The sequence below is a fragment of the Shewanella sp. GutDb-MelDb genome (assembly GCF_002836075.1).
GTDB lineage: Bacteria > Pseudomonadota > Gammaproteobacteria > Enterobacterales > Shewanellaceae > Shewanella.
On record NZ_PJBM01000129.1, the window covers coordinates 1 to 17038 of the forward strand.

Below are 17038 nucleotides of genomic sequence, written 5' to 3' on the forward strand. Positions count from 1 at the left end.
AACGACATAGCCTCCACCTTGTCGAAATAGCCAATAAACGGCGGCAAAAACAACCGTGAAAGATCAACAGCCCCTAACCCCTTCTTAAAATGAACAAAATTTAATGTCGCTATCGCCGCAATAAGAATGACGAGTCACAACAAAAGTCCACTATTTGTATATCAGATAATTTATGGCGACATGTTGCCAAAGTGATAATTCAATGAGAGTCGCTAATATGATGTGTATCAACATCTTGTATCCAATGCGATATCAAGGGTAGCGAAGTGACGCAAAACGTTAACAATTAAAGCCCTGTTAAACTAACGGTCTCAAACTGCTTAGCATGAAAAAATAATACAGTTATTCCTATTATTACAGCACAATATTAATTGAAACTTAAAATTTGAGTTTGATGTTAGTTAGATCCACTTGGTATGGTGGTATTCGCTACTCATAACAATTAGTCAATAAAATGCAGTGCGTTATCACAAAGGGAATCTCCATGCGTAAGTCTATCCTCACTACGGCTATTTTGGCCAGTTTAACGATCACAGGTTGTTCAGAAGTCTCTGGAAGCAAAGATATTACTCCACCAGCTATGAACGCAACAGAAGTCAGTAACACACAGGTAGAAGTGAGCAATGTATTAATGCGTCAGAGTCGTTTGCAGTATCAAGCACCAGAGTTCGATCAAATCTCCTTCGCTGATTATGCTCCCGCCTTTACCCAAGGGATCGCTGACCATGATGCCGACATTGCTAAAATAATGAACAATAAGCAAGCGCCAGGATTTGACAACACCATAGTGGCGATGGAAAAAGCAGGCAGCTTACTAACTCGAGTTTCTAAAACGTTCTTTAATCTTGCCAGTGTTAACTCTTCCGATAAAGTACAAGCTTTAGAAGCAGAGTTAGCCCCGAAGTTATCGGCACATTGGGACAATATCTATCTAAACCCCGAACTGTTTGCTCGTGTTGAAGCTGTGTATCAGTCACGTAATACATTATCCGCTACGGATAAGCGTTTAGTGGAATTCTACTACCAGAATTTTGATCGTGCTGGTGCCAAGTTATCAGATGCAGATAAAACCACAATGCGCGACCTCAATGGCCAGCTGGCCAGCCTGACTACCGCGTTTTCAAAAAACGTGATGAACGCATTTAAAAATGAAGTGGTTATCGTCACCGATAGAGCCGAGCTCGATGGTTTGTCTAACGCAGAAATCGCGACCTTAGCACAAGCAGCTAAAGACGCAGGCAAAGAAGGGTATTTAATCACCCTAGTCAACACCACTCGCCAGCCTATTCTTTCTAGCCTCAATAACCGTGCATTGCGCCAGCGTATATGGGAGACCTCTTCAAATCGTGCAATGGATACCAACGGTCCCAATATTATTAAACAATCGCACCTGCATGCCGAGAAAGCGGCGCTGTTAGGCTATGACTCATGGGCGGCCTATACCGTTGCCGATCAAATGGCTAAGACTCCTGCCGCCGTGTATAACATCTTAGATGATTTAGCCCCTAAAGCAGTTGCAAAAGCGAAGCAGGAAGCTGCCGATATTCAGGCCGAAATAGCTAAAACCGGTGCGGAATTTGAGCTTGCTCCCTGGGATTGGGCTTATTTTGCCGAAAAAGTACGTAAAGAAAAGTATGACTTGGACCAGAGCCTAGTCACTCCCTATTTCGAGTTTAACCGTGTACTAAACGATGGCTTGTTCTTTGCGATGAAGAAGCTGTACGGCATTACGGTTAAACCGCGTACAGATCTACCCGTGTGGAATGAAGATGTGTCAGCTTACGAGATTTTCAATAAAGATAATTCATCCATCGGTATCTTCTATCTCGATCCCTATGCTCGAGAAGGAAAGAGTGGCGGCGCATGGATGGATGAATTTGTAACGCAAAGCGGTTTATTAGGCACTAAACCCGTTGTCTATAACGCGCTCAACATTCCAAAGCCCGCATCGGGCCCAACCCTGATGACCTTCGATGAAGTGACCACCATGTTCCATGAGTTTGGTCATGCCGTTCACGGTTTATTCTCTGATGTGAAATACCCTAGTTTGGCTGGTACAGCCACCCCACGCGACTTTGTCGAGTTTCCATCTCAAGCCAATGAAGACTGGGCTATCAATCCACAGGTTATCGCCAACTATGCCAAGAATTATCAAACCGGTGAACCTATTCCAGACGCGCTGTTGTCTAAGGTATTAGCGGCAAGTAAGTTTGGAAAGGGTTTTGATACCACTGAATACCTCGCTGCTGCTATTTTGGATATGGAATGGCACTCAATTTCAGTGGATACTAAAATTGATGATGTCGAAAAGTTTGAACATCAAGCGCTAGCTAAACACGGTATCGACTTTTCACCGGTGCCTTCGCGTTATAAATCAGCGTACTTTAGCCACGCTTTTGCTGGTGGATATTCTGCGGGTTACTACGCCTATCTATGGACCGAAGTCTTTGCCGCTGATGCATTCGATTACATGAGCCATAACGGCGGTTTGTCATTGGAGAACGGTAACAAATTCCGCGATAATGTACTTTCTAAAGGTAACAGTGAAGATTTGATGCAAGACTACATCAAATTTACCGGCAGAAAACCTAGCGTAGATGCTCTACTCAAGCATCGTGGATTAGTAGACTAACCTTGCTGGTTATCCTGACGTCTGCGAACATTGAATAGCGATTCAATCCTTGTGAGTCTAACAATAAGCGGCAACCTTAAAGCTTGCCGCTTTTTTATGGCTAACAAATGTTTAAACAGACACAACAAAAAAGCCAGTGGCGGTTAGCGACTGGCTTCTAAAGGGTCTCAATTGATGTTAGAACAACAAGAGGTTAATCCCAGATAAACTCTCTGAAGTGTTTACGGCAAACCGACTCGTAGCTTTCATTACCACCAATAGCGACCTGTTCACCCTCTCGCATTGGCTTGCCATCATCATCTAGACGCACCACCATATTGGCTTTACGACCGCAGTGACAAATCGTTTTCAGCTCGACTAACTTATCAGCCCATGCAAGTAAGTATTGGCTACCCGTAAATAACTCACCTTGGAAATCGGTTTTAAGGCCATAACACAGCACTGGGATATCCAGAATATCAACCACATAAGTAAGCTGCTTGACCTGCTCTTTACTTAAGAACTGAGATTCATCGATTAAAATACAGTGCAGCGTTTGCTCATCGTGAGCCGTGTTGATCATACTGGTTAAATCATCACCACTGCCAAATACTTGCGCTTCGGTCTCAATGCCAATACGCGAGGACACTTTACCTACACCATATCGATTATCGATTGACGCTGTCATGACTAAAGTATTCATACCGCGTTCACGGTAATTATATGAAGACTGTAATAGTGAAGTCGACTTACCGGCATTCATTGCCGAATAATAAAAATAGAGTTGCGCCAAACCAAGAGTCCTTAAGGATGAATTCGTTGTTAGTCTAGCATTGTTCGCTAACAGAAATCATCCACAACCCACGATATAGTGAGGCTGATCATCCGTTATGTTTATCACTGGTTTTATCACTCTACGCAGCGTAACCGTCTAGACAATAGCGGCAAGCTAGCGAGTTAACACCAATTTTAAAGCCCGCTTATCTCAACATAATTTGGGGCAAGATTAACCACATCCCCCCAGTCTGCGTTTGCCATACAAAATGACCCTTTCAAATCCATATCTATCGTCATGAAAGACACCAAACACAAAATCAATTCCCCCATTCTTAAGCATCAGTTAACAAACAATTGCTAATGTCACTTACAGACTCATCAGAAAAAATAACTATAATTAGGGAATTATCACTCGATGCATAAAACACTCATCGCAGCCGCTATTACTGCAACGCTCGCATTAAGCGCCTGTTCAACGACTAAAAATGATCCAACGGCAGCGACTATGATTCAGACTCAGAATCCTTTCTTACAAGCCAGTGCCTTACAATACCAAGCACCTGATTTTAGCTTGATTAAAGATGAGCACTTTGCGCCAGCACTCGAACTAGGGATCAGTGAGCATTATCAAGAGATCCTCGAAATAGCGAATAACCCAAATGCTGCAACATTTGAAAATACCATCGTTGCGATGGAGAAAAGTGGCGAGCTGCTAAACCGAACCTCTAAAGTGTTCTATAACCTGACGGGCTCAAACAGCAACCCAACGTTACGCCAAGTACAAGGTAACATGGCGCCGAAAATGGCAGCGCATTCAGATAATATCAATCTCAATCCAGCGTTATTTACTCGCGTAGAGAGTATCTATAACAGCCGAGCTGATCTTAACTTGTCAGCAGAGGCTAACCGCTTAGTTGAGGTTTACTATCAGCGTTTTGTTCGTGCGGGCGCTAAGCTCAACGATAATCAAAAACAGCAGATCCGCGCATTAAACGAAGAACAATCAACGCTCACCAATGAATTTGCTCAGCGCTTAATGAGACTGACCAAAGAGATTGCGATTGTTGTAGACAATAAAGCTGAACTTACGGGTTTATCTGATAGCGCGATTCGCGCCGCGGCGGCAGATGCTAAAGCTAACGGCCACGACGGTAAATACCAACTCAATATCACTAACACTACGCGTCAGCCTGTGCTGACCCAGTTAGACAATCGCGAACTGCGTCAGCAAGTGTGGCAAGCCTCAGCTAATCGTGGTCTTGAAGGCGAAAACGAAACGGCCTCTTTTGTGGCTCGTTTAGCGCAACTGCGAGCAGAGCGCGCTGAACTGCTTGGATTTGATAGCTGGGCTGATTACCGCCTTGCGCCACAAATGGCCAAAACGCCAGAAGCCGTTTACAAGATGTTCGGCTCTATGGTGCCAGCCGTTGTTGCCAACACCAATAAAGAAGCTGCCGACATTCAAGCCATGATAGGCAAAACAGGCGCTGATTTTGAACTTGCCCCATGGGACTGGGCCTATTATGCAGAGCTTGTGCGTAAAGATAAGTATGACTTAGACGCTAGTGCTATTCGCCCCTATTTTGAGTTTGACCGCGTGTTAGAAGACGGCGTGTTCTTCACCCTTAACGCGCTTTATGGTGTGAGTTTAACCCCGCGTCCAGACTTACCGGTATACCACCCAGATGTTAAAGCCTATGAGATGTTTGATGAAGATGGCACTAGCTTAGCGATTTTCTACGCCGACTATTTTGCCCGTGAAGGCAAACGTGGCGGCGCTTGGATGAGCTCGTTTGTGACCCAATCTGAGCTGCTAAATAGCAAGCCTGTTGTGGTTAACGTAATGAACATTAAAAAAGCCCCCGCGGGCGAGCCGACCTTTGTTAGCTATGATGAAGTCACCACCATGTTCCACGAAATGGGTCACGGCACTCATGGTATGTTCTCTAAAGTCACCTACCCGACGCTTTCGGGCACTGCGGTTTCACGTGACTTTGTTGAGTTTCCATCAACTTTCGAAGAAGATTGGGCTGCGCACCCTAAGGTGTTAGCCAACTACGCCAAGCATTATGAAACCGGCGAGCCTATTCCTGAAGAGCTACTTAATAAGTTGCTTAAATCGCGTAGCTTCAACCAAGGCTTTGATACACTTGAATATATGTCAGCCGCCCTGCTCGATTTAGAGTGGCACTCACTTAAAGCTGATGCGCCACTGCAAGATGTCGCCAGTTTTGAAGCTGCGGCACTTAAAAAGCACGGCGTCGACTTGCCTGCAGTACCACCAAGATATAAGTCGACCTACTTTGCTCATGCGTTTCCTGGCGGCTATTCAGCCAGTTATTACGCTTACATGTGGAGTGAAATTCTAGCTGCAGATGCCTTTGCTTACGTGCAGACCCAAGGTGGATTGAATCGTGAAATAGGCATGAAATTTAGAAAAACTATTCGAGAGGTCGGCAATACTATTGCACCAATGGATGCCTACAAAGCCTTTAGAGGTCAAGAGCCAACCACTGAAGCATTGCTTAAGCGTCGTGGCCTAAACGACTAAGGCTTAAATCGTCCCCACAAAAAAGCCGTTCTCAACTGAGAACGGCTTTTTAATGCCTTACGATAAGCGCAATCAACAAACTAACGGCTTATCACTTAGCTAAGCCGTGATCCCCTGACGAGATTTAATCCGCAGTATTATCACGCTAATCACAAACAGCACACTACAGGTCAATAAGCCGGCATACACTGATTCAGTGAAACCGAGTACGATGTAACCGCCTAGGCTAATACCTGCGACAATCAGTGCATAAGGTAACTGCGTCATCACATGGTCGATATGATGACAGTTTGCACCGGTTGACGACAAAATCGTGGTATCAGAAATAGGTGAACAATGGTCACCAAACACAGCGCCCGCGAGCACAGCTGCAAGCATTGGCAACATCATACTCGTATGACTGCCCATCGCCATATCAGCGGCAATGGGTAACATAATACCGAATGTGCCCCAGCTCGTTCCAGTCGAGAACGCTGTTAAGCCTGCCAAGATAAAGAGGACAGCTGGCAACATCGCAAACGGAATATTACCGGTCGCTAAACTTGCCATATACTTGCCAGTCTCAAGCTGACCAATAACGCCTGAAATCGTCCAGGCAAATACCAATATATAGATTGCTGGCAGCATAGACTTAATGCCTTCGACCAAGCCTTTAACGATCATCTTCTTATCTACACCTTGGTAAATAATAAGCGCTAGCGTCACGGCTAAACCAATTAAAGCACCAAAGAATAGTGATGAGCCAACGTCAGTATTTTCAAACGCGCCAATCAGGCTGAAAGTTTCGTTTTTAGCGGCAAGCGCATCACCACCACTACTGACCATAAAGTAGAATGTGGCAAACACCAGTACCGTAATAGGCAAAAACAAACCGATGATTTTACCCGTATCAGCTTCTGGTAATCCAGAGCTAGCACCAGGTGGTAATCCTTTAGATTCATCATAAAGGCTACCTTTTTGTGCATTAAGCTCATGTTGACGCATAGGACCGATATCAAGTCCCATTAGTGCGACACACAGTAGCAGTAATAACGCGAAAATAGCGTAGAAGTTCATCGGGATCATCTGTACAAACGTGCTCAAATGTCCTGTATCAGTAAATCCATGTGCTGTTAATATGCCACCAATCAAGGCAATAATGTACGCGCCCCAGCTCGATACTGGAGATATCACACAGATAGGTGCAGCCGTTGAATCCAGTAGATAAGCAAGCTTACTACGCGAGATATAGTAACGGTCTGTTAGCGGTCTTGCGACGCTACCCACCACTAAGCTATTAAAGTAGTCATCAATAAACACCACACAACCAAGGAACATGGTTAATAGCTTGGCATCACGCTTATTACGGATATGCTTGCGTGCCCACTCGGCAAACGCCCGAGCCGAACCGCTCACGGTAATGAGTGCGGTGATCATTCCAAGCACAATCAGGAAGCCAATAATATATAGGTTCCAGCTGTTGAGTGCGCCATCATCCCACACCAGCGACATGACTTTTGTGCCCACGTATTGGGCAGTGTTTGCGGCAGAGAAATCTGTCAGCAGTAGCGCACCCAGTAGGATCCCCACCCCAAGAGAAAGTAAAACACGACGGGTTAACATCGCCAGTACGATTGCCACTACCGGAGGCAGCAACGAAAGTGCCGAATCGGCATAACTTAAAATTGTCATTTAATTATTATCTTCGTTAAGTACGAATGGAGGCCGACTGAACTGGTGGGATATAGCATTGAGAGCTGATTACACCTGTCCTATCAGTAGCGCTCCACAGTAATATTAATGTTCGACATCAATATAAAATCTTCTTATCTTCCCGATAAGAAATACTATGGCAGTGCTGTTCCTATTTGGTAACAGCCCCAGCAACAAGCCTCGATATGCTATGTCACTTCGGCATCAAATCCTTTCTCAACAAGTCATAGGCATCACCCTACTTATTGGTACTAATATTGAATGCACCTCTACTTCTAAGGACGTTAAATAGACTGAGCTAATTAACGTGAGTGACATAAAAACATAAGCGGCTTTAGGGATGCTACCCTAAAGCCGCTTATCGTGACACAGATCGCAAATATTACCAACTCGAACACATGGCCGATAACAGCCTAGTAACCTATTGAAAACAACTTGGCGGTTATTAGTTTGTCACGGCTATAATGGCTAATGAGTTACAGCAGTTCTAAAAGCTGTGGAACCGCTTCAAATAGATCCGCTTCTAATCCATAATCAGCAACCTGAAAAATAGGCGCTTCTGGATCTTTGTTGATAGCCACAATCACTTTTGAATCTTTCATGCCAGCTAGATGCTGGATAGCACCCGAAATACCGACAGCAATGTACAAGTCTGGCGCAACAATTTTACCTGTTTGACCCACTTGCAGATCGTTAGGTACAAAGCCTGCATCGACTGCAGCGCGTGATGCACCCAGTGCACCCCCTAATTTATCAGCAAGTTGCTCTAGGATGCCGAAGTTCTCACTGTTGCCCATTGCTCGGCCGCCAGACACGATAACAGAAGCATTACCCAATTCAGGGCGCTCTGATACCGTTAGGCTTTGAGAGATAAACTCAACTTGAGGTGCAACCTCTTGTGTCAGTGTCACAAGCTCTGCACTACCATCGCTTGCAACCGCATCAAATGCACTTGAACGTACCGTCATCACTTTTTTGTCATCCAAGCTCTGGACTGTGGCTAACGCGCTACCCGCATAGATAGGGCGGACAAACGTATCGCTACTCACCACTGCGATCACTTCTGAAAGCTGGTTAACGTCGAGTAAAGCTGCAACGCGCGGCAATACATCTTTACCATGGCTTGATGCCGCAGCAAGAATATGCTCATAGTCAGCTGCAACGTCAGTGACTACATCGGCAGTATTTTCTGCCAGGCCGTTGGCATAAACGGCAGCATCGGCAACTAAGACTTTGCGTACGCCATTGAGCTGTTGTGCACTGCTCACCGCATCATTACAGTTGTGACCGATGACTAATACATCAATGTCGCCACCAATCGCTTGACCGCAAGCAACCACTTTAGCGGTATCCAGTTTTAAACTGGCGTTATCGTGTTCTGCTAATACTAAAATTGCCATTAGATCACCTTCGCTTCATTCTTTAACTTTTCAACCAACTCTTCTACAGAAGACACCATCACACCCGCGCTACGCTCAGCGGGCGGAGTCACTTTAAGGACTGTCTGGTGAGACTTTAAGGTCACATCGAAATCTGCAGGAGTCAGTGTTTCAAGTGGCTTACGTTTAGCTTTCATGATGTTAGGCAATTTTGCGTAACGAGGTTCATTTAAACGTAGGTCGGCGGTAACCACTGCTGGTAAAGGTAGCATCAATGTTTGCAGGCCACCGTCAACTTCGCGAGTGACCGTAAGCTGGTCTGCATTCATCTTGATTTCAGAGGCAAACGTTGCTTGTGGCATTTTGCCAATAGCCGCTAACATTTGACCTGTTTGATTGTTATCGCTATCGATGGATTGCTTACCCAAAATAACTAAGTCGACTTGCTCTTTTTTCTGTACCGCATGTATAAGCTTAGCCACAGACAAAGGCACAAGGTCTTCATCAGTCAGAATATGAATAGCGCGGTCAGCACCTAATGCTAGCGCGGTTCTCAATTGCTCCTGCGAAGCTTTTGGGCCAATACTCATGACGATCACTTCAGAAGCACTTCCCGCTTCTTTTAAACGAACGGCTTCTTCTACTGCAATCTCACAAAACGGGTTAATCGCCATTTTTAGGTTTGCGGTATCGATACTCGTATTGTCAGCATTAACCCTGACCTTTACATTGGCATCGACGACACGTTTTACTGGCACCAATACTTTCATAGGGCTTCCTTCTTACGTCGCTTAATGAACGGGATTATGCGAATAGCTACTTATATATCAAAGCAACTATTACAGAAATTAGAGTTACTTTACGTGCTGTTGACGTTAACGTCAACATGCAGCCGAACGACTGTTCACATTAATCTAAATAGATAAGCAGTAATTGACCGATATTGATAACATTTGAGAAATATAATCACTGTTATTACAAATTAATCTTAATTAATATATTTTATTCTCAATTAAATTGAAATTTTATTTGATCCTTATCGAAATAGTTCCTATTATTTGTGACAGAATATAAAAATACTTTTCTATCTTAATTGGACATCTATCACTATGAACGAATTTTTAGATATATTGACCCACGGTCGTCGTTTTAAAGCTGCGGTTAAAGAGTTATCTCTTGAAGAGTTAAAAGATCTTGGTGTAAAGCTCGAAAAAATTATCGAAGAAAAAGCATCTCAAGCTGAAGCAGAAAGTGAAGCAATGGCTGAACGTAATGCTAAAATTGAAGAAATTCGTCAGCAAATGGAAGCGATTGGCTTATCAGTTGACGATATTGGTGGTGTAGGCATTAAAGCAGCACCTAAGAAACGTGCTCCACGTCCAGCTAAATACCAAATTGAAGTCAATGGTGAAATGGTTCAGTGGACTGGCCAAGGGCGTATGCCAACCGTATTCAAGAATGAATTAGAAAAAGGTCGCACAATGGAAGACTTTCTTATATAAGTTTCCATTTACTTCCTATAAAAACCCAGCGCTTGCTGGGTTTTTTTGTTAATACTCATCACGTAATCACATTCGACGTTACAATTACCGCTTAGTAATTGCTATTAAGTTAAGGTATTCTCACACTTCCCCCCTACTCTTCTAACAAACATAAGTACGATAATGCATAATCATAAAATAAAAGCCCTTGTCGCTCTACTTAGTGCGTTAACCAGTCATGGCGCACTAGCCAATGACCAATTGACCGATAACACACCAAAAATCACCGCATTAAGTCATGCAACCCTTATGCTTAAACCCGGTGAAATACTGAAAGATGCCACACTATTAATTGAAAATAATCGAATCAAGTCGATTATCAAAGATAATGACATTCCCGAAGGTGCGCTCGAAATTAACTTAGCAGGTCATATTATCTATCCAGGTTTCATTGACCCATTTACTGAATATGCCATCGAGTATGAAGCAGAAAGTGGAGATAGCAGTGATCCGGTTTATGAAATAAAACGCATTGGGGGTAACGCAGAGAATGGCGCGATTCATTCAGAAAAAGAATGGTTCAATTATGTGTATCCAGATAAAGAGCAAGCGGGGAAATGGATTAACAATGGCTTTACAAGTGTCCAATCTAGCTATTTAGATGGCATTTTTAGAGGCCGTGGAGTCAGCTTATCTTTAGCAGACAAAAAAGCAAACGATATTATATACAAGGCTAAAACAAACCAATTTATGGCATTTGATAAGGGAACCTCTATTCAAGACTACCCTCAGTCATTAATGGGAAGTATGGCCCTTATTAGACAAACGTTTTCAGATGCTCGTTGGTATAACGACAATATAGGTAAGAGTTCCAATACCACTAACAACATTGAGTTTAACATTGCATTAGAGCGTCTGGCGGGTCTTGAAGAACAAAGCTTTATATTTCAGACCAAAAATCTAAATAGTCAAATAAGAGCGGCCAGGTTATTAAATGAACAAAATGTAAAAGGTAGCCTACTTGGTAATGGTCATGAATATGCCAGAATTGATGAACTAAAATCTTATCCATATAGTTTGGTGCTGCCGTTAAATTACCCAGCCGCTCCGACAATCGGTGACAGTGACAGCTCGCGAGATGTCAGTTTAGCGGCATTAAGACATTGGGAAAGCGCACCAAGTAACCTTGCGATAGTTGCAAAAGCGGATGTGCCTTTTGCATTAACGCAGTATGGGATTGAGTCAGACACGTTCTGGCCACGACTAAAAAAAGCAATAGAGCGCGGCTTAGATGAAGAAACCGCCCTTGCAGCACTCACAACAGAAGCGGCTGAAATTGCGGGCATTAGCAATATGGTGGGGCAATTAAAACCCGGGTTCATGGCGGACTTGGTGATTAGTAATGGCAACGTATTTGAAAATGGTAAAATAACCAGTATCTGGTTACAAGGTGAAGAGCGTCAACTTATCAATCGTGATCTTGCCATGCTTGCTCAGCCTTACCAATTGCAAATCAACGAACTCACCTTTGATCTTAACATTGGACAAGATCCCAGTTTTAGCGGCACGTTATCAAGCGGCGAAAAAGAAATAACCCTCGGCGATGTTAACTTTAATCAAGGTAGAATGACTTTCAGCGCAGATTTAACTGACGCCGGAATAAGTGGTATTAGCCGCTTTACATTGTGGTTTGATGAAGCAGGTCTGCGTGGTCGCCTACTGGACAGTCATGGCCAAACTATCCCCTTTGGTGGAAGCAAACTTGAGCCCGTTATCGATGACGCAGAACCGCAAAAAGAGCAACAAACTGCGCTGAGTCAAATAGCCAAGCAAACATCACCTAATGTAGCTTACGGTCTACAACAACAGCCAATTCAAGACAAACTTCATATAAAGAATGCCACGATTTGGACATCCGATAAAAGCGGTGTGCTACAAAATACCGACTTAATTATCTCCAAAGGCCGTATCGAGGAGATAGGCAGTCAACTGCGTACACCGTCGGGTTACCAAGTGATTGATGCCACCGGTATGCACTTAACGGCAGGGATCATTGATGAGCACTCGCATATTGCGCTTAATGGCGGCACCAATGAAGGCACCGATGCTATCACCTCTGAAGTGAGGATTGGCGATGTCATCAACCCCGACGATATAGCCATCTACCGTGGTCTTGCTGGCGGCGTGACCACAGCACAAATTTTACACGGTAGCGCCAACCCTATTGGTGGCCAAGCACAGGTTATTCAACTTAAGTGGGGCGATAACGCTGACCAGCTAAAATTTGCCGGTGCCCCAGCCAGTATTAAGTTCGCTTTAGGTGAAAACGTAAAGCAGAGTAACTGGGGAGATAAATTTAATCGTCGCTTCCCACAAAGCCGCATCGGGGTTAAATCACTCTTTAGTGAAGCCTTTAACGAAGCTTTAGCCTACCGAAAAGCACAAAAAGATTATAAAAATATGCGATCTAGCGAGCGCAGACGTACTGTTGCGCCGCAATACAACTACCGCTTAGAAGCTATAGCGGAAGTGCTAGAGCAGAAGCGTAGCGTACATATTCACTCTTATGTGCAATCTGAGATCTTGATGTTTATCAGGCTCGCTGAAGCTTACAATTTTAAAGTCGGTACCTTCACTCATATTCTTGAAGGCTACAAAGTCGCTGACGAAATGGCTAAACATGGCGCTTATGCATCGACCTTTTCTGATTGGTGGGCTTATAAATTTGAGGTTTATGACGCCATTCCACAAAATACCTGTTTAATGCAAAACAAAGGCGTACTCACTAGCATCAACTCTGATGATTATGAGATGCAGCGTCGACTTAACCAAGAAGCCGCTAAATCGATGATGTATTGCGGTATGGCAGCAGAAGATGCCTGGAAAATGGTCACCATTAATCCTGCAATACAGCTTGGCATTGATGAAAAAGTCGGTTCACTCGTCGAAGGTAAGCAAGCTGATATCGTACTTTGGAGCGATTCACCGTTGTCGGTTTACGCCAAAGTGGAATCAACTTGGATTGAAGGCCGTCGTTACTTTAGCCGTGAGCAAGATAAACTGGCTCAAATTGCAGTTGAAAAAGAGCGCGCCGCCTTAATTCAAAAAGTATTGCTTAGCGATGACGCCCACAAACAGGGTGAACCCAGTACTGAGCAAACAGAACCAGAATGGCACTGCGATACCCATTTCAATGCTTGGCAACAAACTGCACAAGGAACACTGTAATGATGTTTACTCAATCCACTAAACACGCTTATTCACTGCTTAGTGTTGTCAGCGCGTGTATCCTTAGCAGCGCGGTTTATGCCCACGATATGCTTCCTGCCCCAAAGGAAAGTGGCGCGATGCTTTTTACTAATGCCACCGTTCATTCGGTTATTCATGGCTCACTCGAGCACACAGACGTACTTGTCGCCGACGGAAAAATTGTGGCGGTAGGTCAAAAACTGGCTACGCCAGCAGCAATAGAGACCACAAATACAACGGAGGCAGCAACTGAAGCAGGCAAAGCGTCGTCAGCAACGGCGGCTTTAGCCGCCAATGCGGTTGTTATTGATGCGACTAATAAGCACATCTATCCCGGTCTTATTGCGCTTGATACCACTATGGGGCTAATTGAAATTGAGATGATGCGCCCAAGTAACGATGCTTATGAAGTTGGCTTTATCAACCCACAACTTGAAGCGATAACGGCGTTTAATCCCGACTCGGAGATCATCCCCACCGTTCGGGTTAACGGTATTACACACGCTCAAATTGTACCACAAGGTGATGGGCTTGCTGGTCAGTCAGCACTTGTTTCTATGGATAGCTGGACTATCGAAGATGCGTTGGTAGACACCAATAAACAGTTCCACCTCTATTGGCCACATATTCGTTGGCTCTCATCTGATGCTGACAAGCGTCAAGAGCAGCTAGATGATCTCAGTAAGCGTGTCGACAAGGTGCACAGTGCCTTTAGCGATGCTCACCGTTATCAACTGGCGCTGAAAGCGGGAAAGATTGTTAAAACTGACCTACGCTGGCAAGCATTAACACCTCTTTTTGAGGGTAATGCACAGTTGTTTGTCCATGCTCAGTCACAAAAGCAAATAGAGGAAGCGATTGCATTAAGTAAAATCTATGGCTTTAAGATAGTGATCGTTGGCGGATATGATGCGTGGCGATTAGCGGATGCGTTAAGTGAGGTTAATGCCTCGGTTATTTACACCCAGACCTTAAGTTTGCCTAAGCGTAAGGATGAGCCGATTGATCTTGCCTTTAAGATCCCTGCGCTGCTTAAGCAAGCCAATATTCCATTCGCACTTGGTTTCTCATCTGACTGGAACAGCCGTAACTTACCTTTTGCAGCAGGCCAGACTGTTGCTTATGGATTAACCAAGTCAGAAGCGCTACAAAGCATCACACTTGATGCCGCAAAAATACTCGGTATCGATGACATGGGCGCGATTGCTCCCGGGTTTAAGGCCAATATTATTCTCGCCACTGGCGACATATTAGATCCAATGCAAGCCGCAATAGAGTCGGTGTACATTGATGGTCGTAAAATTGATTTAAATAATCGTCATCAACAGCTTTATCAAAAGTACCTAAAGCGCTAGAATTTCAAACTTATAGCGCTAGCAAGATAGTTCGATAGAAAAGTGCTCTTTATGGGCACTTTTTTGAACACCATTTTTAATGTTAGGCTTTTATATCAATGCCTTTCACTGGCCCCAGCAACTCATATAACAGGCAATCATTATGAAATACCTACTTCCTGCATCTCTCATCCTTTTACTCAGCGCTTGTGCGGGTGAATATGCCTTCAACAGTAACCTCGATAGTGATGCGATTAATGACTATTTTAAAGCCTCTGATGTCACCGTCTATGAAGGAAGTGTTCAACCTAGAGGCCCATATGAAATTAAAGGGCTAGTTGAAGGTGAAACCTGCCAAATGGGTAAAAATGATGCCCCCGCGTCTATCGCTGAAGCGCGCACATTAGCTCGCCGCGCAGCTGCCGATAAACACGCTAATGGTTTGATCATTAAAAATTGCCTATTAATCGAAGCATCGACACAAAATTGTGTCACCAGTGCTCTTTGTGTTGGCCAAGCAATTACCACCACCAGCGTCCCAAAATAGCCGCGCCTCAAACTAAGAGTAACCAATGTCCTTTACTAACCAAATCCAAGCTGTCGCGTATTGCCGAACGCCTTATAAACAAAAATTTGGCATTCCACGCCAACCAGGCTTAGTGTCCGCAGCACGTGGTTTTGTTGAACTTGCCGCCCCTTTTAATCAAGTTGATGCCGTTAGAGGGCTAGAGCAGTACTCTCATGTGTGGTTGCTGTTTTGTTTTCATGAGAACTTAGCTCAGGGCTGGAAAACCACCGTTCGTCCGCCAAGATTGGGCGGTAATGAAAAGCTGGGAGTATTTGCCACGCGATCAACCTTTAGGCCAAATGGCATCGGTCAATCGGTGGTGAAGCTGCATGCTGTACATACTGACAATGGTAAAGTCAGACTTGAGATCTCAGGCATGGACTTGCTCGATGGCACCCCTATTGTCGATATAAAACCCTATATTCCCTTCTCTGATGCGATTGATGACGCACACGGCGGCATAGCCCAAGAAGCACCAAAGTTGGCAAGTGTGACATTTTGCGAAACAGCCCAACAACAACTTGAGCAATATCAGCAAAATCCCGCATATCCGCGCCTAGCAGAGCTTATTGAAGGCGTATTAGCACAAGACCCTCGCCCAGCGTATAAGAAGGCCAAAGCCGATCCTAAGTTGTATCAAGTCGCGCTATATGATTTAGATATCTTATGGAAAGTAATCGACGATAGTATAGAAGTGCTAGCGTTACGCCCCTCTCAAGTGGGACTGTAAGCATGAGCAGCCTTTTAGCCACCACTAACTCAGTTGATAAACCAGATTATCGAACACAACATAAGAAACGCCTGTCTTATATGCCGTGGCTGTATTTCTCGTTAAAAGAGAAACACCTTTTATGGGCTAAACCTTGGCAAGATGAGGTGCAAGCACATTTTTGCGCCGTAGAAACAATCTCGATAGCTGATAACTGCTTTATTGCGCCAGAGGCAAACCTGTTTGCCGAACCTGGCCGCAATATCGAAATGGGTAAGCAATGCATGATTGCCGCCGACAGCTTTTTACATGGTCCAATAACCTTGGGTGATGAAGTGGCTATCAATCACGGTTGCTCATTCGATGGCGGCCGTCATGGTATCACCATCGGCAACCAAACTCGTATCGCTAACAATGTCACTATCTATGCCTTTAATCACGGTATGGCGCCCGACACCCCCATTTATCAACAAGCCTCAAACTCCAAAGGCGTAGTGATTGGTAATGATGTGTGGATAGGGGCTCAAGCAGGCATTGTTGATGGTGTCACTATAGGTAATCACGCTGTCATTGGTATGGGCGCAGTTGTAACTAAAGATGTTGCCCAGTACGCCATTGTGGCAGGTAATCCAGCAAGAGTGATTGGAGATAGACGAGACAAAAACTAAGCCGTTGGCACTCGCTTTT

Annotated in this window: 12 protein-coding genes and 1 riboswitch; of the genes, 8 read left to right on the forward strand and 4 right to left on the reverse strand. The window is 44.5% G+C overall.

What is annotated here, in order from left to right; all coding sequences use genetic code 11:
• The first annotated feature begins 484 nt into the window (after window positions 1-484).
• The gene (locus tag CXF82_RS04315) at window positions 485-2632 is read left to right on the forward strand and encodes a M3 family metallopeptidase (protein ID WP_102043724.1); all 2148 of its coding nucleotides are present in this window, start codon (window positions 485-487) and stop codon (window positions 2630-2632) included.
• 193 nt (window positions 2633-2825) lie between these two features.
• Here the strand turns inward: CXF82_RS04315 and CXF82_RS04320 are convergent, their stop codons facing one another.
• The gene (locus tag CXF82_RS04320) at window positions 2826-3404 is read right to left on the reverse strand and encodes a thymidine kinase (RefSeq protein ID WP_101092799.1); all 579 of its coding nucleotides are present in this window, start codon (window positions 3402-3404) and stop codon (window positions 2826-2828) included.
• Between the two features lie 399 nt (window positions 3405-3803).
• Here CXF82_RS04320 and CXF82_RS04325 point away from each other — a divergent pair, with 399 nt between their 5' ends.
• Complete coding sequence (locus CXF82_RS04325) at window positions 3804-5939, forward strand: M3 family metallopeptidase (RefSeq protein WP_102043725.1); 2136 nt, start codon at window positions 3804-3806, stop codon at window positions 5937-5939.
• Window positions 5940-6038: 99 nt separating this feature from the next.
• Here the strand turns inward: CXF82_RS04325 and CXF82_RS04330 are convergent, their stop codons facing one another.
• From CXF82_RS04330 to CXF82_RS04340, 3 genes are all read right to left on the reverse strand, one after another.
• Window positions 6039-7610, reverse strand: coding sequence for a Na+/H+ antiporter NhaC family protein (locus CXF82_RS04330; protein WP_101092795.1), 1572 nt, complete (start codon window positions 7608-7610; stop codon window positions 6039-6041).
• 79 nt (window positions 7611-7689) lie between these two features.
• Window positions 7690-7911, reverse strand: a riboswitch (Lysine riboswitch).
• Between the two features lie 196 nt (window positions 7912-8107).
• Window positions 8108-9031, reverse strand: a complete 924-nt coding sequence (locus CXF82_RS04335; protein WP_101092793.1) for an electron transfer flavoprotein subunit alpha/FixB family protein — start codon at window positions 9029-9031, stop codon at window positions 8108-8110.
• Entirely contained in the window at window positions 9031-9780 is a 750-nt protein-coding gene (locus CXF82_RS04340; RefSeq protein WP_101092791.1) for an electron transfer flavoprotein subunit beta/FixA family protein, read from the reverse strand. Before CXF82_RS04340 ends, CXF82_RS04335 begins: the two co-directional genes overlap by 1 nt.
• Window positions 9781-10119: 339 nt before the next feature.
• Here CXF82_RS04340 and CXF82_RS04345 point away from each other — a divergent pair, with 339 nt between their 5' ends.
• From CXF82_RS04345 to CXF82_RS04370, 6 genes are all read left to right on the forward strand, one after another.
• On the forward strand, window positions 10120-10512 hold the full coding sequence (locus CXF82_RS04345; RefSeq protein WP_101092789.1) for an H-NS histone family protein: 393 nt from the start codon (window positions 10120-10122) through the stop codon (window positions 10510-10512).
• A gap of 162 nt (window positions 10513-10674) precedes the next feature.
• Window positions 10675-13719, forward strand: a complete 3045-nt coding sequence (locus CXF82_RS04350; RefSeq protein WP_102043726.1) for an amidohydrolase family protein — start codon at window positions 10675-10677, stop codon at window positions 13717-13719.
• Complete coding sequence (locus CXF82_RS04355) at window positions 13719-15095, forward strand: amidohydrolase family protein (protein WP_257982726.1); 1377 nt, start codon at window positions 13719-13721, stop codon at window positions 15093-15095. The genes CXF82_RS04350 and CXF82_RS04355 overlap by 1 nt, the downstream gene beginning before the upstream one ends.
• Window positions 15096-15237: 142 nt before the next feature.
• Window positions 15238-15621, forward strand: coding sequence for an Rcs stress response system protein RcsF (rcsF, locus tag CXF82_RS04360; protein WP_101092785.1), 384 nt, complete (start codon window positions 15238-15240; stop codon window positions 15619-15621).
• 25 nt (window positions 15622-15646) lie between these two features.
• Window positions 15647-16372 (forward strand): tRNA (N6-threonylcarbamoyladenosine(37)-N6)-methyltransferase TrmO, encoded by a 726-nt coding sequence (gene tsaA, locus CXF82_RS04365; RefSeq protein ID WP_101092783.1) that lies wholly within the window; start codon window positions 15647-15649, stop codon window positions 16370-16372.
• Window positions 16373-16374: 2 nt separating this feature from the next.
• Window positions 16375-17019, forward strand: a complete 645-nt coding sequence (locus CXF82_RS04370; RefSeq protein ID WP_102043727.1) for an acyltransferase — start codon at window positions 16375-16377, stop codon at window positions 17017-17019.
• Window positions 17020-17038: the final 19 nt, after the last annotated feature.